The sequence below is a fragment of the Arcticibacterium sp. GJ41-1 genome (assembly GCF_055808875.1).
In genome coordinates, this window is record NZ_CM147888.1 from 1282559 (window position 1) to 1300449 (window position 17891).

19 protein-coding genes are annotated in these 17891 nt (G+C 37.8%); 10 read left to right on the forward strand and 9 right to left on the reverse strand.

The genetic code is table 11. The features are described 5' to 3' along the window. Positions 1–135: 135 nt before the first annotated feature. Positions 136–1113 carry a toprim domain-containing protein gene (locus tag AC0L6O_RS05145; protein WP_473306820.1) on the reverse strand — a complete coding sequence of 326 codons (978 nt, stop codon included), beginning with the start codon at positions 1111–1113 and terminating at the stop codon, positions 136–138. 72 nt (positions 1114–1185) lie between these two features. Next, entirely contained in the window at positions 1186–1833 is a 648-nt protein-coding gene (locus AC0L6O_RS05150) for a hypothetical protein (RefSeq protein WP_473306821.1), read from the reverse strand. Positions 1834–2421: 588 nt separating this feature from the next. Between AC0L6O_RS05150 and AC0L6O_RS05155 the strand changes: the two genes are divergently transcribed. The 8 genes from AC0L6O_RS05155 to AC0L6O_RS05190 all read left to right on the forward strand — a co-directional run bounded on the left by AC0L6O_RS05155 (position 2422) and on the right by AC0L6O_RS05190 (position 8090). After that, positions 2422–3009: a hypothetical protein gene (locus AC0L6O_RS05155; protein ID WP_473306823.1), complete on the forward strand. Its 588-nt coding sequence runs from the start codon at positions 2422–2424 to the stop codon at positions 3007–3009. A 49-nt stretch (positions 3010–3058) separates the two neighbouring features. Then, positions 3059–3607, forward strand: coding sequence for a hypothetical protein (locus AC0L6O_RS05160; RefSeq protein WP_473306825.1), 549 nt, complete (start codon positions 3059–3061; stop codon positions 3605–3607). A gap of 451 nt (positions 3608–4058) precedes the next feature. Beyond that, complete coding sequence (locus AC0L6O_RS05165) at positions 4059–4211, forward strand: hypothetical protein (RefSeq protein WP_473306826.1); 153 nt, start codon at positions 4059–4061, stop codon at positions 4209–4211. Positions 4212–4263: 52 nt separating this feature from the next. Then, positions 4264–5136 carry a hypothetical protein gene (locus AC0L6O_RS05170; protein ID WP_473306827.1) on the forward strand — a complete coding sequence of 291 codons (873 nt, stop codon included), beginning with the start codon at positions 4264–4266 and terminating at the stop codon, positions 5134–5136. A gap of 4 nt (positions 5137–5140) precedes the next feature. Next, the gene (locus AC0L6O_RS05175; RefSeq protein ID WP_473306829.1) at positions 5141–5803 is read left to right on the forward strand and encodes a hypothetical protein; all 663 of its coding nucleotides are present in this window, start codon (positions 5141–5143) and stop codon (positions 5801–5803) included. A 21-nt stretch (positions 5804–5824) separates the two neighbouring features. Beyond that, positions 5825–5989 (forward strand): hypothetical protein, encoded by a 165-nt coding sequence (locus AC0L6O_RS05180; RefSeq protein WP_473306830.1) that lies wholly within the window; start codon positions 5825–5827, stop codon positions 5987–5989. Between the two features lie 562 nt (positions 5990–6551). After that, a complete protein-coding gene (locus AC0L6O_RS05185; RefSeq protein WP_473306831.1) occupies positions 6552–6980 on the forward strand; it encodes a hypothetical protein in 429 nt (142 codons plus the stop codon). Positions 6981–6989: 9 nt separating this feature from the next. Further along, a complete protein-coding gene (locus AC0L6O_RS05190; protein WP_473306833.1) occupies positions 6990–8090 on the forward strand; it encodes a hypothetical protein in 1101 nt (366 codons plus the stop codon). Here the strand turns inward: AC0L6O_RS05190 and AC0L6O_RS05195 are convergent. Further along, a complete protein-coding gene (locus AC0L6O_RS05195; RefSeq protein WP_473306834.1) occupies positions 8077–8412 on the reverse strand; it encodes a hypothetical protein in 336 nt (111 codons plus the stop codon). The genes AC0L6O_RS05190 and AC0L6O_RS05195 overlap by 14 nt on opposite strands. A gap of 148 nt (positions 8413–8560) precedes the next feature. Here AC0L6O_RS05195 and AC0L6O_RS05200 point away from each other — a divergent pair, with 148 nt between their 5' ends. Continuing rightward, complete coding sequence (locus tag AC0L6O_RS05200) at positions 8561–9646, forward strand: hypothetical protein (protein WP_473306835.1); 1086 nt, start codon at positions 8561–8563, stop codon at positions 9644–9646. On the opposite strand, the gene AC0L6O_RS05205 is transcribed toward AC0L6O_RS05200, so the two are convergent. The 6 genes from AC0L6O_RS05205 to AC0L6O_RS05230 form a co-directional block, all read right to left on the reverse strand. Continuing rightward, positions 9643–10008: a hypothetical protein gene (locus AC0L6O_RS05205; protein WP_473306836.1), complete on the reverse strand. Its 366-nt coding sequence runs from the start codon at positions 10006–10008 to the stop codon at positions 9643–9645. The genes AC0L6O_RS05200 and AC0L6O_RS05205 overlap by 4 nt on opposite strands. A gap of 413 nt (positions 10009–10421) precedes the next feature. Continuing rightward, the gene (locus AC0L6O_RS05210; RefSeq protein ID WP_473306837.1) at positions 10422–11660 is read right to left on the reverse strand and encodes a type II toxin-antitoxin system HipA family toxin; all 1239 of its coding nucleotides are present in this window, start codon (positions 11658–11660) and stop codon (positions 10422–10424) included. After that, positions 11657–11974, reverse strand: coding sequence for a helix-turn-helix domain-containing protein (locus AC0L6O_RS05215; protein WP_473306839.1), 318 nt, complete (start codon positions 11972–11974; stop codon positions 11657–11659). The genes AC0L6O_RS05210 and AC0L6O_RS05215 overlap by 4 nt, the downstream gene beginning before the upstream one ends. A 65-nt stretch (positions 11975–12039) precedes the next feature. Next, the gene (locus AC0L6O_RS05220; protein WP_473306840.1) at positions 12040–13251 is read right to left on the reverse strand and encodes a phage integrase SAM-like domain-containing protein; all 1212 of its coding nucleotides are present in this window, start codon (positions 13249–13251) and stop codon (positions 12040–12042) included. A gap of 305 nt (positions 13252–13556) precedes the next feature. Further along, positions 13557–14768 carry a hypothetical protein gene (locus AC0L6O_RS05225; RefSeq protein ID WP_473306841.1) on the reverse strand — a complete coding sequence of 404 codons (1212 nt, stop codon included), beginning with the start codon at positions 14766–14768 and terminating at the stop codon, positions 13557–13559. Positions 14769–14874: 106 nt separating this feature from the next. Further along, on the reverse strand, positions 14875–15219 hold the full coding sequence (locus AC0L6O_RS05230; RefSeq protein WP_473306843.1) for a hypothetical protein: 345 nt from the start codon (positions 15217–15219) through the stop codon (positions 14875–14877). A 355-nt stretch (positions 15220–15574) separates the two neighbouring features. Between AC0L6O_RS05230 and AC0L6O_RS05235 the strand changes: the two genes are divergently transcribed. Next, complete coding sequence (locus AC0L6O_RS05235; protein ID WP_473306844.1) at positions 15575–17887, forward strand: PSD1 and planctomycete cytochrome C domain-containing protein; 2313 nt, start codon at positions 15575–15577, stop codon at positions 17885–17887. Positions 17888–17891 lie beyond the last annotated feature (4 nt).

Consider the following 17891-nt stretch of genomic DNA (forward strand, 5'->3'; position numbering starts at 1 on the left):
GACCAAATGAGTAATTTTGTCGATTAATATTTACTGTGCTGGTTATAAGTGCTTTGAGGCTTGTTTGGCTAAAAAGGCCTTGGTTATGATATGTTTTAGGTATATAAATTGGCTCTTTAGGAGTACGAAGTATGTTTAGGTTTGATTGAGCGTTGGTTTGTCAATTTTACCAATTTCTTTTTCTGAACTTAGCCTCTTTTTTAACAAATCGTTCAAGTCCTTAGAACTGCCATACAAATCATATTTGTCCTGAATGTTTTCAACCCCCTCCTCCACGAATTTCGCAACCATCTTTTTTCCGCTTCTATCGTTGTCTAGCCAAAGGTTTACATTTTGATACACTCCGTTTTGGATGTGTCCCAAAGTATTTTGAAAAGAGGACAAGGAGTGCATGATGATGGTGTCTCCCTGAAGCTTTGAGCCATTGAAAAGCACTAGGAGAGAAAGGAAGTCTAGCATTCCCTCAAAGACATTAAGAGAGCGGGCAGTATCGTTTCCTTTTATAATGGTAATATCTCTTTTAATAAGGGCTGATTTGAATACTGGCGTATCAGAGGCAGAACGGATTTCATACCCCCCTGCTCTGTTTTCAATACCAAAGGCAAAGAATACTTTATCCTTTTTAAGATTGCGGTATTGCACTTCAATAAGGTATTTATTGACCAATTCTTTTGGAATCCCCCTGCCCTGTAAGTATTGAAATATGGCTGGATGAGCAACCGGCTTTGCTCTGATGAATTCCAAATCACGAGGGAGTTCTTCTTTTATTTCTTCAAAGGAGCTTGCAGAAGGAAAAAGAGGTTTCGTAGGTATAGTGCTTCCCAAACCAACATCTTCCAGAAAAGCGAGTGCATCTGCTACAGCAGAGGGCTTGCCACTGCTTTGTAGGTATTTCATGGCAAAATCTACCACAGAGCGAGAGCCTTCGGCCTCTCCATGGTCATACCAACAATTATCCCTAACATTGATGTAAAAGCTAGGTTCTGCCTCGGAGCGAAACGGGCTTAGATATCGCCATTCACTACCGCCCCGCTCTTTCTTTTTAACCTCATAGCCTAGTTTTTCCATCAGGTCAGTCATACGGATAGTATTATTGGCTTGTTTACAATTCATATTTTCAACTTCAGGAGTGGATTCACCCTTTCTCCTGCCTTTTTATTCTTTCAGTGAGCATCCTAATTTACATCAACTTGGTGATATTTTGGGCACTGTATTATCCAAATACCCTGCTTTAAGGGCAAAACGTGCCAAAGTATCCATTATTTGCTCATCTAAAGCTTTAGTATTAATTAAATTGGGTTTTATCTCGGAAGTAAATTTCCGATCCCGTGTTTCTTGATTTTTTTGCCTCTCTTGTGGATGTTTTGGCTTATAAACCTTCCTGATAGCCCCGAAATTCAGCGTAATCTTAATACCGATATAATAGCCCATACGATCCTTGATGCGTGAATAGGTCAGATACCCCTCCTCCATAGCATCTTGAAGGTAATTATAGACCATCCTGTTTGACCGGCTTAAATGTTTAGCCAAAATTCCCGTGGTGGTTTTGATAGCCCCCTGCCCTTTACCGTTCCATCCAGCAAGTAAGGTCAGCATCATTCTGGTCATTGGCATCAAGCGTGGATTACGAACGAAGCTTTGTTTTATAGGTTTAACGAAAGTGCCGTTATCCTCTGGACACAGCAAGGATTTACGCTTTGGCTGGTCAGAAGATATCTCAGGCTTTTCTAAATATGGGTCAAATGTCCTTATAAGAGCAACTGCTCCAATTTGGGCAAAGCCCTGAAGCGAGGCTTCTCTTTTTCTTGGTGAAGTAAGTTTTGGATAATGCATGGCTGTCTAACCGCCCTGCCCTAAAAATAAGATACAAAAAGGCATTGCAAGCATAATTATGCTTGCATTGAAAGGACCAAAGCTGTAGACTTTTAAGTGCGAATTAAGAGGTACAGGTGTGTATCCAATAAAAGCCCCGGTTTTAGAGATCGGGGTTTTTGCTTTTTAAGTTCCCTATTTAAAGCTAAGGCTGCTCCTTCTTGAGTTTTGGTTGAATGTGGTCTTCTCACCATTGAAAAGTGAGAAGGGCGGGGTGATTCTATAAGAATCGCACTTTACAGTAACACAACTGTCAGATTTGTTCAATGATAGTAAAGCAGTAAAGTTGAAAAATCAATAAAAACAAGCACTTAACCACACCTTACTGTAAAGTAGCCTCTTCCTTACTGTCAAATCTTACAAACGCTTACAGTCAGTGATTGTCAGGTTTACAGCGAAATCTGACTGTAAAGAGCCGTCAGATTTTACACTGACCGTACTGTAAGCTTACAGTAAGACTTGAGGATAAGCGAGCAGGGGGCTTGAATACACTTGTCAGTAGAAAAAATATAGGGTAGACTTTTTACAGTAAAGAATAAGGAGCAAGTTATGAGTAAGGTAACCGTACGACAAGCCGCAGAACTAACGGATAAAAGCAGACAAACAATCAATGATGCTACCAAGGATGGTACATTAAGTTTTGAGAAGAACGCCAGAGGGCACAAAGTCATTGACGTGTCAGAATTGGAGCGTGTTTTTTCAATAATCAACAAACCTGATGCTGTAAAGAAACAGTCAGATAGTGTAAAATCTGACAGTAAGGTTACAGTAAAGCCGTCAGATTGGGAAAAACAGCTTGAAGCGATCCGTCATGAGATAGCTGATTCCCGTGAAAAAGAGCGAGAAGCCCTACACCAGCAAATTGAGCTTCTGACTAGAACTGTGGAAGAAGGTCGTAAGGACAAAGAAACCTATGTGCGTTTACTGGAAGACCATTCCGGCAAAAAGAATGATTCTGAAATCGAGCATCTGAAAAAAGCAAATGATGATTTGGCCAAACAGGTACAAGAGCTTCTAAATGTAGAGAAGGCACGACAAAAAGAGCGTCAGGATGCAATTAAGCGAAGACGTGAAGAAAAACTCAAAGCTTTGGAAGTCGAGCAGAGTAGGGGCTTCTTTTCTAAATTGTTTGGATAGCAAGATTTAAACAATAGAACACCTCACAAACAGAATTTCAGTGATAAGAATGACCCCATTAGAAAAAATAAATAGCCCCATCATATTTGAAATCCCGTATCCTGATACTGCTCCATTAGAAGAAGTGGTTCAGGTCGTTAATTTATCTAGATGTGCTTTGGCTTGCTATAGTCATGTTCCTGGTCATTTTTCAACAAAGGGCTATTCCATTGAATATGTCGGGTTTGATTGCCTGGATGGCTATAATTATTATAGATCATGGTTAGAGCAGTATGATTGGAATCTAAAGGATACCTTGATTGCTTGGCACAATGATCCAACTTTCACGAATCAACTTCATCCAAAGGCACGGGAGTTAATTTGCAATACAAGGTTAAAGGATTTTGATTTTCTCGAAAAACAACCCTCCAAACGATGTGGGTTATTCAGCTTCCTCATTGATACAGAAGCCAGTTTTGAAGAGCTCAACCAATTAACAACACTTTCCGCCCAATTCGAAAAGTTTTCAAATCGGGACAAAAAAGTAGCTTTAGAGGACTTTGCACTACTGCGTAAACAGTTAAAGGAAGCAAACCCTTTTCCTAAGCCACAATTATAAATTAAAACGAGGGTATTGATCTGATGCAATCGAGCAATATTCTAGTTACCGCTTACTACCCAAAATGTATCCCACGGAAAAGCACCTTTTCAGCATGGTCAAATGTGAATATCCAAAGGATTTCGCTTTGAGTTGATGATATGGTGCCGAAGAGAGTAGGGGGCCTAAATGTTCGGCATACCGCAATAGGAATTACTCAAGTTTCTGTCTGAAAAAAAACTTCCTGTATATATCTATCATTCAGCATTTCATATTGACAATTACGTTATTCGATCTCAAAAACAACAGCAAATAACATGTAACTTATTGATAAACAAGTGATAGTGACAAAAAATATAGACTAGCCGTATAATAAGTTTTTTACATGTAATTTTTTTTTCTTTCTACCTTCGAGCGTATTTACAAATGTCATTTAAGTTAATTCACAATTTTAAAATCAATTTAATCCATCATGAGAAATCATTTCACACTTTCGCATTATGCACTTATTTTAATCATGTTTTTCTTTCTTTCCTGCGAAAAAGAAGGGTCGAATGAAGCCACTAATATCCAAGAGATAGCCCCTTTGGAAACAGAAGGATTACAGCCACAATTTACGGTCTAATGGGCAAACCGAAGACCTGACAGTCATAGAAGGAATAATTCATTTTAAATCAATGGATACTTTTCGTGAATTATCGACCAAAAGTATAGATGAATTAAATAAACTAAGTTCTGATTATATAAATTTTGACTCGAAAGAAAAGAAATACATAGAAATGAACGAAGCATGTGAGAAGCTAACCTCACGGGAAGAATTCAATGAGCTTTTAAAGAAATATAGTAATTCTGTAGAGCTTGTTGGCGATGAGATTGAGATTGCGGATAAAACAATTTATGATAGATTTATCCCAGATATAGATAGACCATATTTCTACATTGGTGAGATGATTCAGATATATAAAAATGGAGAACAAATCACCATTATGGATGGTGATCTTAATAAAGTTCAACCTGTTTTATCTGGAGAAAAGGACCTTCTATCTGTAGCCAGAGCTCGTATCTCAGGCTCACATTCAAAATTTAGAGCCATTAATGCATCATGTCAATATATGGAAGCCTCTTTTACAACACATAATAATTACAAAGGGATCTCTTGGGCTAATTCATATTCTGTGGGCAATGTTACAGGGCTCGTCATAAATGGAAAATACCAGTATCGCATGAATGTCTCTACGAATACTGGGGGACAGGTCAGGAAGAAGACCTTTGGGATTTGGCATAACAAAAACACAGATAAAACTGTTTATAGAAACCATACAATTAATGCCTATTTAGATGGCGTTCAGGTTATAAACGAGCCTCAAGATGCGGTCAGTACAATTAACGGCAGCTATGAAAACAGGGTATTTACTGATGAAGAAAGCTCACCACTCATATATTTGCTGGAAGACGAGCTTGACCGATATACCGTCAGCCTTACCGAAGGCACTGGAAGGCTATCTTCCTCATCTTTAAGTGGGGCTAGCGTTTGGTATAAATGCCCATAACCCAATGAGTCGTATTATTTTTTATCTATTTCTTCTGACTCAGACAATTCCATGTCTGGGTCAGAAGAATCTAATTGACCTAAACATTAGCTATGTACAAGGAAATGCCTCAATTAAAGAGTCTTGGAATGTCCTAAATGGTAGACCGGGATACAAATCAGTAAATGGTTATAATATTGGGCTCCAATGGTCAAAGAAGCAGAAAGCAAATACCCAATCATTACTTGATAATTGGTCAGTTTTAATCACTTTTAAGAATTTTGGAATTGAAGGGCCAAATTCATTTCCTTCAATAAGACAATACGAAAGGTTCTCAACTCTTGGACTTGCCTTAAACAGAAAATTCAAGATACTAAAAAATACATACCTGGAAGGAGCACCTACAATTAACTATCTAACATCCTTTAATTCTTTCACCTCTAATAGTACAGGAACTTATAAACATAATAACTATTTTGGCCAAGGTTTTAATTCTGACAAGGTTAGTTTTAATAAACTCACCCTAGGTGCCTCTCTTGGCCTAAACTATGTTTTAGGTCGTACCCAGTTAAAATTAAAGTGGAATCCTGCTTTTACACCTCTTGCGTATATTAACACTCTCCAGTTGTTAAAAATGTACCCTTCCAGTTTTGACCTAGGAATTTCAACTTCCTTTATACATTTCTGAACGTTTAAGAAACGAGAGATAATGTTTCATCATAGGAAAGCCCCTTTTCAGCCAAGGTCAATGAGTGCATATCCAAACGATTTTGCTTTACCGGATGGTATGGTGCGTATGAGAGTAGGGAGCCTAAATGTTCGGCATACCGCAATAGGGATTGAAGTGGTTACCCTGCAGCACGCTTTTGGTTGAGAAGCGTAAAAGCGTAAAGCCCGACCCAATAGGGGATTGCCCGAAATGTCAGGTTTTAAATTTATATATAAAAACACTTACCTTTGTTGTTTGCACAACTTAAAATTTTTCTAAAATGAACACATTCGTGAGTTTTTTACCCGCTGCCGCAATAATTACGGCTTTGTTTGGCTTTTTTCAATTATTTAGGTTTTTATTTAGGCGGTTTGCCCAAAGGTTCACAGAATGGCCTCTTTTGTTAATTGCCTTTTAGCAGGCTTTTTTATTTATTTGGTACTTTCTTCAATGGATAAGTCTCAAAAGTTTTAATGAAAAGCTATCCTTCATTATAGTTTATTTTGTAGGAAACGAGGTTTTATTTTTCTTTAGATAACATGCTTTTTGGACAGAGTAGGTGACTCCGCTCATGGATATAGCGGTAATTAAGCAAAGGCGGTGGGGAAACCCAAAGCTTTGAAAATTGATGAGATAGTGGCTTCTTTTCAAAATCATTTGGTAATTCAATGACATATTCTTTGACAAGTGGCGAAATGCGAGTAACTTTTCTTTAAAAAAAAAGATTATGAAAGGAACACTCCGAATATGGCGAAGCTCAACCGATGGTCTGAACTTTGCTGATGATTCTAGCCATGATAAAGGGGATAATTATGTCACCAGATTGTTGAAGTTAATCCCCTCAGATATTCTAGCGTTATATATATTTGGTCAAAATACTATTCCTGATGAGAACGTAAACGCACTGCTAGTTTTTACTATTGTATGTTCTGTTTTGTTGGTTCTTACTCGGATGCAATTAACAAGTGAAGGAGGCGGCCAGAGTCCACAATGGGCGGCTATCTTTATTTCTTTAATTTCATTTTTTATTTGGGTGTATTCCATAGGTCAGTTATTTGTGAAACTTGGCTGGCATGAGAAATGGATAGCAACGCTGATGATGGCCGTATGGGTATTTGTAGTCCCATACATTTATAAAGGCGACCTTAAGGCTTAATGAATCCGAATGAAAGATTGGCATAGATTTGATACCACATTATTGCCCAAGGAATATGGAGCATTTTACGAGGAACTCATCAATTTCTGGTACGATTCTGAGGGGAAGGAAAAAAGCTTTAACAAGCCGAAGCCATTTGTGAGAACAGAATATTTGGATGACAGAAGAATTAATGCAAGGGTTAAAAAGGAAGCGGAAGATAAGTTCGTAATTGGTATACACATTGCTCTACCTTGCATTCTCCACTATTACTTTAATAACCTAATGAGGTCGCCAATGCTTTTAGATCATCTTGGCGATGTTAAAAAGGAGCATTTTTACAGGGACTTTAGCTTGAATGGAATACCCCTTTCCTTACCAAAAGACTTGGCAATTGAAGAGGCTATTCCGGGCATAATCGGTGCTTCAAGACCCAAGCAAGATGTCAGGGCCGAAGCGGCCAGTCGGCTTACACAAATAGCTATGTCTTTTTGTGTTTATCATGAATTAAGTCACATCGAAATTGGCCATGTTAACGCTTTGATTGATAGCAATGGGTCATCTTTTTTTCTTGAACTGGGAGGAGGGAGCCTCTTTGAATGGAGGCATAGACGAATAAGAAGAGTATGGGAATATGAAGCCGATAAAATTGCCTCTATTATGGTTGTATCAGATTTGCTGAGAGAGCAAAATTCGGATGCCTTCTACAACTCATTTCAGATAGATCCTAGAGAATCACCTTACGAAATAATGGGGTTAGTAACTCTGGCGATTTATGGAGTCTTTCATTTGTTTTCACAAGCAAGCCAAAAATCAATAATGAGTTCAAAAGTTCACCCTCACCCATTTGTTAGAATTGCGGCCATAAGTGAAGAATTAATAAGTTCTATGCTCGAGCATAAGAAAAATACTTTCTCCGATGGAGAACGGTTACGAAACACGATTTTTGAAGGAATTCTAGTGGCAAATAGTGCTTGGGGGGACATGGGTTTATCAGACTCATCCAATTTTAAAGATCTTTCTAGTTGGAAAAGTGTTTTTAAGGTCGTTGATCGCCTTGAAAGTCAGCGTTTGAAGTATAATAGAAAATACCGTGATAAAGGATGGTATTATCCTTTCACTTCGGTTTAAGAGAAAATTCAGTGTCTCTCTGCTTGCCTTCAATTTCCTCCAGTTTGTCCAATAGGTTAAACATGGCCTGCGGTATTGGACAAAATGGTTTACCACGATAAATGGTAAAATTTGTTTTAAGCAAAATAAGTTGCACTTCGTAGGCATAATCACCTACCACGTTGGAGTTTATCCTTGCGAATGGTAGCCCAAGGGTTTTGAGTTCTTTATTAATTTGTGAGCTTTCTTTGTGGGATAGCTCGTCAAATTTAATGAAGGAGATAGTGTCTCCATTACTACCTAATAAACCGCCTGTCATTTTTACGACAAGAGATTTGTTCATTTTAAATGAACCATTAAACCAGGATGTTAATAGCATTTTTTTTATCCATGGGTTCTTTAGGCTCTTTTATATTCCTACCAAAGAAATCGAAATGGCTAGTTTGTACGCCTAAAATTTTAGATATTCCACCCGAAAATTCTAGAATGCTATGCTTTGGAAGTCCAGTGATTTTAATCCAGAAAACATACAAGAAGAAAGTTTAAGGAGAATTTACACCTATCAGGCAATTAGGGCCAATGAGGTTTATAGTTCCTTCTCTGCTCATTATCCAAGAGGTAAAAAACGTATCTTGGATTATAAATACATAAAAGGAGATAAACTTAGGGCTTATACAACGAGCATTTGGAAGTATGATAAAATTAGGGTTTCCTCTCCAACCATCTATATGGTTCGCTCACTATGTGATCAATTATTAGCTAATGAAGGGTTTCTACCAACGATTGTTGGTTCTGATAAATATGCCAAGCGTGAGAATATTCCCAATTTTCTGGCTGATCCATTTGAGGTAAACTTCCAATTACAGGGTGAGGCTCCCGATAACGCCAACCGGCTTTTGTTTTCAGATTTAATGGCTGATATGTGTGCGACATTTATTCTTTGTCATGAGATAGGCCATATTATTTGTGGCCATACCGCATTTTTTAAGACCCTCTTTAATTCGGAATGTTTAGATTTTTTCTCAATTACGACTTCCAAGGATATAACTGTTGAACTAAAGCAGGCCATGGAGTACGACGCAGACATTGTGGCCTCGGCTCTTTTACCCCAATATATAGAGCAGCTAAGCAAATCCGTAAAAAGCAATAAGCGTCATCAAGAAATATTTAAAGAGGTAATCTCTCAGGGGAAGTTACAGGAAGATATCCTGATGCTATCTCTAATGTTTCTTTATGCGATGTTTGTATATATTCAAGGACGAGGGGAGTTGAAATATAATGCTATGTCTGAACATCCTCATCCTCTACTAAGAGCGATGTATGTTAAGGATGCTGTTATCACAAGAATGAAAGAAAGAAACAAATTGGATTTAGCGTATATCCTTGAAAAATTACCCATGTATTTTGACCAATTTGATGAACGTCTGGAACAATTTTCTTTAAACCAACCCGAAGTAATAATTGAGGATATTTTTAGACGTCAAGATGGCTTAATGCAGGGGCTTATTGAAAATGCCAAGATTCATCGTGGAGTTTGCCGGCACTACTCTTGGTTACCTCCGGAAGAATGGAATTAGCATTTATTAAAAGAATGATTATTGTCGGACTTAGGGATATAAGGAGATAAAATTTTATTAATTCTTATTATATTTTTCTCAAAATTAAATAACCTAACAGAATATTTAATATGTTCATTCTTAGGGATTGTTTCCTTCGTAGACTGAATTATAAGAATAGCAAGATCATCATCTATACATCTAAAGGGGTTTTGGCTAAATGCCTTTTTGACCTGCCAACGGTTAAGTTCCCAACGCAGTCTAACTTTGTCCAAATCAGACAAAGCCTTTAACTCGATTTCCACATAATTATAGACACTGCCCGACCAGCCAGCAACTTTATAAAGGATGATTTTATTTTCTGGCGATAGAATAAATGACATTTTTGCTCCCTAAGCAGTAGTGGTATCATATAACATAGACTTACGTCAAGTAAAGATTTCTTTTGGAAGACCATTCAGGGGTTATTCTTTCGGATGCAGCTACCAAATAGTATATTAAAGATGCTCTTGAAGAATATTAAAAAAAGAAAGTTTGCAATGAGTTATAGAACTTCTTTTTATAGCTCATTTTTATACTATTATTGATGCATAGAAATTGGAGTTATACCTCATGAAATGTATTTGGGAACATCAGAAAGGAGGTTTGAGTGCGGAGAGCTACCTATAAGGATATCCCAAACATCAAGAGCATCGGCACACGCGATCTTCAGGTGTTAGTTGAGATTGGTGCATTAAGGAAAGAGGGGAAGTTGAGGTATACACGGTGTTATTTACAACTTTAAAGTTGTTAAAACCTAATTAATTTTTCCAGAGATTAAATTCATGTTTCCAGTTAAAACGCCATAGTTTTTAGCAAGAACTTTCCATTCAGACAAAGCTTCTTGAACCTGTTCTATAATTTCTTTCGTTTCGAATTCAGATAAATCGGCATGACCGGCCAGTTTTATTAAATCTTTCAAACTTGGATTTTCACCTTCACCTGCAATCATCATGCTTTGATGACCTCTCGGTCCGGAAGAAAATGTTAGGTCATAGGCTGGAGCTACTTTCCAATGGCCTTTAGCATCCATAATAAAGGAAAAGTTTTTTGAGTGATCGTCTCGGTTATGTGCTAAAACATTAAATACCGCATAACGGAAAATTTTCCGTGCTTCTCGTAGATCTTTAGTGAGCCATAAAGTAGCTTTAATCAAATCCTCATAATCCAGAGTAGGGGCCCTAAAATCAGAATGCAGAAGCCCACAAGCCGTTAGCACATGCATTCTTTTTCCACCTGCAAGTCTGTCGAAACGTTTAGAGGCAAAATAGCCTGCGTTACGCGTCCCAGAAAACAAATGACACTCAGGAAGCTCCAAACCCGCCTTAATGGCCATTTGGTTATAAACATATTCTATGGCTCCAGCATCCAAGCCATCACTTGCGTTGCTAAATTTAACAATCCAATGTTCAAACCCATAGGGAATGTGTTCGTTTCCATGAATAATTGAATTTGTGTCTTTAGCATACCCAATCATGGCTTTTGGCCTTGCACCGGCAGAAGAACCATTGAGGTTAATTAACTCTTCCAATACCTCCGAGGGCTGGCCTTTCAACACTTGTTCCGTCTGCTGGCTTAACGTATCGAGATTAATGGCCTCATTGGAGGAGGAGGGTGCATAATCTGGTTCATAGATTAAGGCTCCCATGCCGGTATGCCCTACATGGGCTAGCCTATCCAAAGCAGAGAACTGTTCGGGTAAAATTCCTTTTGACCGCAAGAGTCGGTCAAGCAACAATCGTCCCCATCCATCCGGCAAACTATCATTGAAAACCCCAGGAAGGCCGTCAAACAAATGCCGCTCAAACGAAACCATCCCTGATTTTAAAGGCAGTTTGTAAGGGGAGATTTGCAGATCTGAAGAAAGAAAATCAGCATCATACTCAAAATATATCTTGTCCTCGTCTAAAGCCAAGCGGCCAACTGGCAGGGCAGGGCGGTTACCAAAGTCCAAACGGACATGCAATAGTTTGACTGGCTTATGATTGAGTTTCATTTGCGTACCCGTTTTTTTGTGTTAGTCTTGTCATTGGTTAAGGCATTTTTCTTAATAACCTCTTCAATGGTTTTAGGTATTTCAACACTGCCCTCGATGGCTTTAAGAATGGCTTCAGCCAAATCTAGAACAAAGGCCAATTTGATAAATGATTCCAGAGAAATCTGACCAGTTTGTTCAAACTTACGCAACACCCCTAAACTTACATTGGCTTTTGCGGCAAGATTAGCTTGCGTCAAACCTGAGCCGACCCTCCTTTCACGGAGCAGGGCAGGGAGGCGTCCCATGATGTCTTTTGAATTGATAAATACCATTATAAGAATAATTATAGCATATTTCTTAAATAATTACTATAAATATAGTACTTATTATTTATAACTTATCCAAGGATTTGTTCATTAAAGTTATCCATAGTTTCATTATCAAATTGGGCTAGGTAAATCTCTGTCGTTTTAGAGTTCTCATGTCCCAGTGCTTGCGAAATTATTGATGTAGATATACCTTTGAATTTAGCTACAGAAGCAAAAGTATGTCTAGCCACATAGCTTGACATTGTTTTAGTAATGCCACAACTTTTGCCAACTTCCTTTATCTTTTTGTTGTACCGGTCAAGCTCTTCACGAACCTGTTGATATTGTTTACTCTCGTTTTTTGACTTAATAACGTTCAGTACGAAGTCGTCCTTCTCTTTTCCTAAAGTATACTTATCTAATATAGTTTGAAGCGGTTGAGTTATTTTAATATTATATAGCTGATGTGTCTTTTTTCTCCGGTACTCTATGCGGCCATCTTGAATTTGATGCATTTTCATGTAAGCTAAATCAACGAACGAAGCTCCCATAAGATAGAAACTCATTAGGAAATAGTCTTTGGCTCTTTCCTTTTGCTTGGTGGTGGGCTGATATTCCTTTACTTTTAGGATATCTTCTTCTGAAATAGCTCGTTTCTTAGTTTTTTCTGATTTGATTGTGAAGTTTTCAAAAGGGTATTGTTCCCTTGAAATTAAGCCTTCTGCAATTGCTTTGTTAATCAGTGCCCTAAGTGTTCTTAGGTGAACACTTAGGCCATTTACAGAGTTTCCTTTGCCAAGATACCAAGATTGGTACTTGGTAAGCCAAGAATAGGAAAGAGTAGCAATGGCGATGTCTTTTTGTTTGAGAAATGTTTTAAGGCTACGATACAATGTAGTATAGACTCTAGCATTACCGAATTTTTTTGCTTCTTTTAGTTGGTCAATATGTTTTTGGTTGTATTCTAGAAGACCAAATTTTACTTGTTCTCTTAAGACGAATGCTTTTATATCTTTGAGAGACATAGTGGTTATGGATTGGTTACTAATTAGTTCAAGCAGCCTGTCTTCAATATCTAGCCTTTGGCGTTTTAAGGAATGATTAAGGCGAGTGACATTTTTAAAGTCTTTACAAGATGGTTTGATTTCCATTTTATTAGGATTCCAACAAGCGGGAGAAATGGCAATTCCGCTTGTGAATTCAATTAGTTTTCTATCAATTATTGCTCTTATTTTAATGACTTGTTTGCCATCAGATTTAGTATACCTTCCGTCTAGAAATACTTTTGTAGTAAGACTCATGATTGATGTGTTGGTTTAAGTTTCAAACAATTTTCAAACAAATTGAGGTTTTATATGTATCTATATGTTTTCAAATATAAGTTAAACTATTTATATATAGTGTATTAGTGTCATGTTGAATTATATAAATTCCACATAAGTGTTGCCTTCTAAGCAGACGGTCGAACGTTCGAATCGTTCTGGGATCACAAAAAGCTCAGCCGCAAGGTTGGGCTTTTTTTCGTTTTGCAGTATCCTTTTTTAGACTGTCAAACTTAAAGGAGTAGTGCACCATAAGTATGATGCACTACTGTTTTGTTTATTGTTTAATGGTCTTCGCTACTCTCGTGACCTAGTAGGGCTATTCTATATGGCGTGTTTCCTACTTTTATGTTGACCTTATTAGAAATGTTTGAAAGCATAACTTTTACTATTTCACCGGATAAAGGTTGAGTTACATATACAAATCTTTCAGTCAGTTCTATTTGAGGTTTTTGTGTAGAAGGGCTCTCGGTCGAATTTACTATTGTTCCTTCTGTTAACAGGGCAGAAGTACCTAAATCGAAAAGTTTGAAGTCTCCTGAATGCAGCAATATCCCCAGCTTAGAGCTATTGTAGCTTACTTTACATTGCATAATGTCGGTGCTTTCAAAAATCGGGCTCACTGAGTCTGTGTTTACATCAATTAAGTAAGCACCCTTTGCAGCAGTATATCCTACAAATTTTCCCGCAATAGACGTTTCTAAAATGCTTCCGAACCAAGCGGTTTCAAAATCGGAAGGATGAGGAATGAGCTTTTGTTGGCCATTGCTTTCAACCACAAGTATTCCACTGGCTGAGCCGAAAACAGCATAATTTCCGTCTGTGGCATTACCATGTATGCCTTGCGTAGCTATTTGAGAGTTATATAGTGTGTTTCCTTGCTTGTCAATTATCTTGACCCTTTCTGGTAATACACCAGCAATGCTGTTATCTTTTTCTGTTACAGCAAAGGTTCCGTTAGAAAAAATAGCCATAGCTCCATGATGTTTGAGTAAGCCAGCATTGATAGTTTCCATTTTTACGCCTATGTTGTGAATCTCCGATTCTTTAGCATAAGAAAGTGTGCCGTCTCCATCATTGAAAGTTAATATTTCATCATTTTTACTTTTAAAGTGAGTTGGTTGTAATGATTCACCTAGTAGAGCTCCAAATTTCGGTGTTCCTCTTACATCTACATGGTCGCCATGAAATTCAAATCCACTGTCAAAAAATTCTGTTAGGTTATTCTCTCTATGCACTATACCTGCAAACCTTCCGGCATCAGTACTGTAAAGAGCTGATTTTGGAAATTTAGCATCAAAGCTTGTGACCTCTCCACTAAGAGGTGCCACCAAGTATAAGGAGTTCTCTATTTCATCAGAAACTAAAAGTCGTAGGTATTTGTGTTCTTCAGTTGAGTTATCTGGTGCTATCTCATTTTCAGTGTCTGTACATGAGAGGATAGCTAAAGAGGTGAATAGTAATATTATAGAGTATTTTGAATATATATTTTTCATTTTATTGGACATGTTTGGGTAATACATCATTCTCTATTGAGACTAGGGCATTTGCCCAGTCTTCATTAGTGATGTTTTTAAGTATAATTGGAAATAGTTGACCGATTTAAAGGACAGGAGGGCCTCTTGCTGGCTTAAAAAAGACTAGGTGAGATACGAGGTCTTCCAGTTCTTTTTCAAATATGAAATTGAGAAGATAGGGTTTGAAATAGAAAGATGTTTTATTCCAAGTTTGTGTTAGCTTCTGATGTAGTTGGCACCAATTGCAACTAAGAATCTTAACTTTGAAATGGGCTCGATGATTACAGTCTTTACAAGATTCTTCTTGGATATAGTTTGAATTATCAGAAGTATGACCAGACTCATGCCCATGAAACCATAAGCAAGCCATGCTGATGCTGTAAAGCAGCAAAAGTAAAAGTGGTTTCGGTTGGTGTTTTTTTATGGGCATATAACTAGATGCAACAATGTTGCAAATATATAAATAGGGGTTCTTTAAATGCAACAGTGTTGCAAGAAAAGTTTCTAAGGACACTAGTCAAAACATATTTTGACTAGCATTAGGCTTGTGAGCCTTTGAAATGAACAGTTTTTGACCCTTAAAAGACCTCCTTGACCTCACTTGACATTTAGTGATATTATTTATTCATGTTTAATTTGTAGAATTCTCATTTTTGCCTTTACGGCTCTTCTTTTGGACTGTTCGTCTATTATGTGTTTTTAGGTCGCTCATTTGATAATTTCTTTTTGTCCTTCAAAAACCTATATTTGCTTAGAGTGTTAAATCACTTCTTTAACCTATTACTATGAATGTTAAAATAAAATTTGTCTTATTGGCCTTTGGCCTATGCCTTAGTATAGCCGTTTTTGAATCTTGTAATTCTTCTGAAGCGGCTAAAACAACTATTCCTGACCAAGTCGATTTCAATTTCCATATTAGACCTATTCTTTCTGACAGATGCTTTAAATGCCATGGTCCAGATGCAAATACTCGTGAGGCTGACTTACGTTTAGATACGCCTGAAGGTGCTTTTGCTGCTTTGAAAGACTCCCCTGATGCTCATGCTATAGTGGCAGGTAAACCAGAATTGTCTGCTGTTTATCAACGTATAATCACCACAGACAGCACTGAGATGATGCCGCCGGTGGAGTCTAATTTGAAATTGACCAAATTTGAAATTGACCTCATTAAAAAATGGATAGAACAAGGAGCTGAATACAAACCACACTGGGCGTTTATTGTTCCTGAAAAACCAGAATTGCCAAAGGCTGATAAGGACTGGGTGAAAAATGAGCTCGACTATTTTGTTTACGCTAAAATGAAAGAAAATGGTCTTTCTCCTAGTGAGCAGGCGTCAAAGGAACAATTGCTGAAACGTGTTTATTTAGATTTAATAGGTTTGCCACCAAGTATTGAAGCACAGGAGAGCTTCTTGGCAGATGATTCGGAAGACGCTTTTGAAAAAGTGGTGGATGAATTATTGACAAATAAGCACTACGGAGAAAGAATGGCTTTGCCTTGGCTAGATGTAGCCCGCTATGCAGATTCTCATGGTTATCAAGATGACGGATTGAGAACTATGTGGCCTTGGAGAGACTGGGTGATTCATGCTTATAATGAAAATTACTCTTACGATAAGTTTTTGCAGTGGCAGCTAGCGGGAGATTTAATCGACAAGCCTTCTAAAGAATCTATTTTGGCCACAGGCTTTAACAGGAATCATAAGATTACCCAAGAAGGTGGCGTCATAGACGAAGAATATAGAATAGAATATGTAACAGATAGGGTGAATACCTTCGGGAAAAGCTTTTTGGCTTTAACTTTTGAGTGTGCCCACTGCCATGATCATAAGTATGACCCAATTTCACAAAAGGAGTATTACAGTTCTTTTGCCTTCTTTAATCAGGTGCCTGAGAAAGGCTTGGTAGGAGATATTAGTTTGGGCTCTTTGGCTGACCCACCCAAAATGCAAATAACAAACGAAGAGGTGGATGACATCTTTAAGTTTATTAACAAAAAAGACACGGTTAAGCTAGAAGTGATGGTTATGGAAGACCAGCCTAAGCTACGCCCTACTTACCTTTTAGAAAGAGGGAATTATGATGCTCATGGAGATGAAGTTCCTTTTGGTCTACCTAAAAGTATCATGGAATTTGATACCACCAAGTTTGCAAAAAATAGACTGGGTTTGTCAGAATGGCTTATTGATGATGGAAATCCTTTGACCGCTAGGGTATATGTCAACAGAATTTGGCAACAAATTTTTGGTATGGGCATAGTGAGAACTACTGGTGATTTTGGAATGCAAGGCGATTTACCATCTCATCCAGAATTGTTGGATTGGTTAGCTGTAGATTTTAAGGAAAACGGCTGGAATATAAAGCGTTTGGTAAAACAAATAGTGATGACGGCTACCTATCAGCAATCATCTAAAGTGGAGAAAAAGCATCTTCAAACTGACCCTACGAATATTTATTTAGCTAGAAGTAGCCGAGAACGTGTTTCTGCCGAATTGGTAAAAGATATAGTTTTATCAAGTTCAGGTTTATTAAATGATGAAATAGGAGGGCCTAGCGTCAAAGCTTATCAGCCAGATGGTATTTGGGAAGGAGCTACTTCTGGAAGAGGTGTTTTGGCCAAATATGTGCAAGACCATGGTGATGATTTATATAGAAGAGGAATGTACGTCTTTATAAAAAGAACAGTGCCTCCACCGTCTATGCTAATTTTTGACTCTAGCAATAGAGACCAGTGTGAAGTGCAAAGAATAACGACTAACACGCCATTGCAGGCTCTGGCCATGCTGAATAATCCAACGGTTTTAGAGGCCGCAAGGGTTTTGTCAGAAAAACTGGTGGATGAAGGTGCCAAAGACAAATTAGGAACGGCTTTCAGAATGGTGCTTTGTAGAAAAGGGATGAAAGATGAGCTCGAGCTTTTAGAAGAGTATTTTGAAGAGGAATTGACCTTTTTCAAAGAGAATCCTGAGCGTGCTAAAGAGACGCTGAAAGTAGGGGAGTTTAAAAACAATATTGACGAAAATACGGCCGAAAAAGCGGCTTTGATGACCTGTATTCAATTGATATATAACATGGAAGAGGCCATTACTAAAGTATAAGATT

Coding starts and splice junctions, on each gene's coding strand:
- AC0L6O_RS05145 (WP_473306820.1), bottom strand. CDS start 1,113: ATGAATTGTAAACAAGCCAATAATACTATCCGTATGACTGACCTGATG.
- AC0L6O_RS05150 (WP_473306821.1), bottom strand. CDS start 1,833: ATGCATTATCCAAAACTTACTTCACCAAGAAAAAGAGAAGCCTCGCTT.
- AC0L6O_RS05155 (WP_473306823.1), top strand. CDS start 2,422: ATGAGTAAGGTAACCGTACGACAAGCCGCAGAACTAACGGATAAAAGC.
- AC0L6O_RS05160 (WP_473306825.1), top strand. CDS start 3,059: ATGACCCCATTAGAAAAAATAAATAGCCCCATCATATTTGAAATCCCG.
- AC0L6O_RS05165 (WP_473306826.1), top strand. CDS start 4,059: ATGAGAAATCATTTCACACTTTCGCATTATGCACTTATTTTAATCATG.
- AC0L6O_RS05170 (WP_473306827.1), top strand. CDS start 4,264: ATGGATACTTTTCGTGAATTATCGACCAAAAGTATAGATGAATTAAAT.
- AC0L6O_RS05175 (WP_473306829.1), top strand. CDS start 5,141: ATGAGTCGTATTATTTTTTATCTATTTCTTCTGACTCAGACAATTCCA.
- AC0L6O_RS05180 (WP_473306830.1), top strand. CDS start 5,825: ATGTTTCATCATAGGAAAGCCCCTTTTCAGCCAAGGTCAATGAGTGCA.
- AC0L6O_RS05185 (WP_473306831.1), top strand. CDS start 6,552: ATGAAAGGAACACTCCGAATATGGCGAAGCTCAACCGATGGTCTGAAC.
- AC0L6O_RS05190 (WP_473306833.1), top strand. CDS start 6,990: ATGAAAGATTGGCATAGATTTGATACCACATTATTGCCCAAGGAATAT.
- AC0L6O_RS05195 (WP_473306834.1), bottom strand. CDS start 8,412: ATGAACAAATCTCTTGTCGTAAAAATGACAGGCGGTTTATTAGGTAGT.
- AC0L6O_RS05200 (WP_473306835.1), top strand. CDS start 8,561: ATGCTTTGGAAGTCCAGTGATTTTAATCCAGAAAACATACAAGAAGAA.
- AC0L6O_RS05205 (WP_473306836.1), bottom strand. CDS start 10,008: ATGTCATTTATTCTATCGCCAGAAAATAAAATCATCCTTTATAAAGTT.
- AC0L6O_RS05210 (WP_473306837.1), bottom strand. CDS start 11,660: ATGAAACTCAATCATAAGCCAGTCAAACTATTGCATGTCCGTTTGGAC.
- AC0L6O_RS05215 (WP_473306839.1), bottom strand. CDS start 11,974: ATGGTATTTATCAATTCAAAAGACATCATGGGACGCCTCCCTGCCCTG.
- AC0L6O_RS05220 (WP_473306840.1), bottom strand. CDS start 13,251: ATGAGTCTTACTACAAAAGTATTTCTAGACGGAAGGTATACTAAATCT.
- AC0L6O_RS05225 (WP_473306841.1), bottom strand. CDS start 14,768: ATGAAAAATATATATTCAAAATACTCTATAATATTACTATTCACCTCT.
- AC0L6O_RS05230 (WP_473306843.1), bottom strand. CDS start 15,219: ATGCCCATAAAAAAACACCAACCGAAACCACTTTTACTTTTGCTGCTT.
- AC0L6O_RS05235 (WP_473306844.1), top strand. CDS start 15,575: ATGAATGTTAAAATAAAATTTGTCTTATTGGCCTTTGGCCTATGCCTT.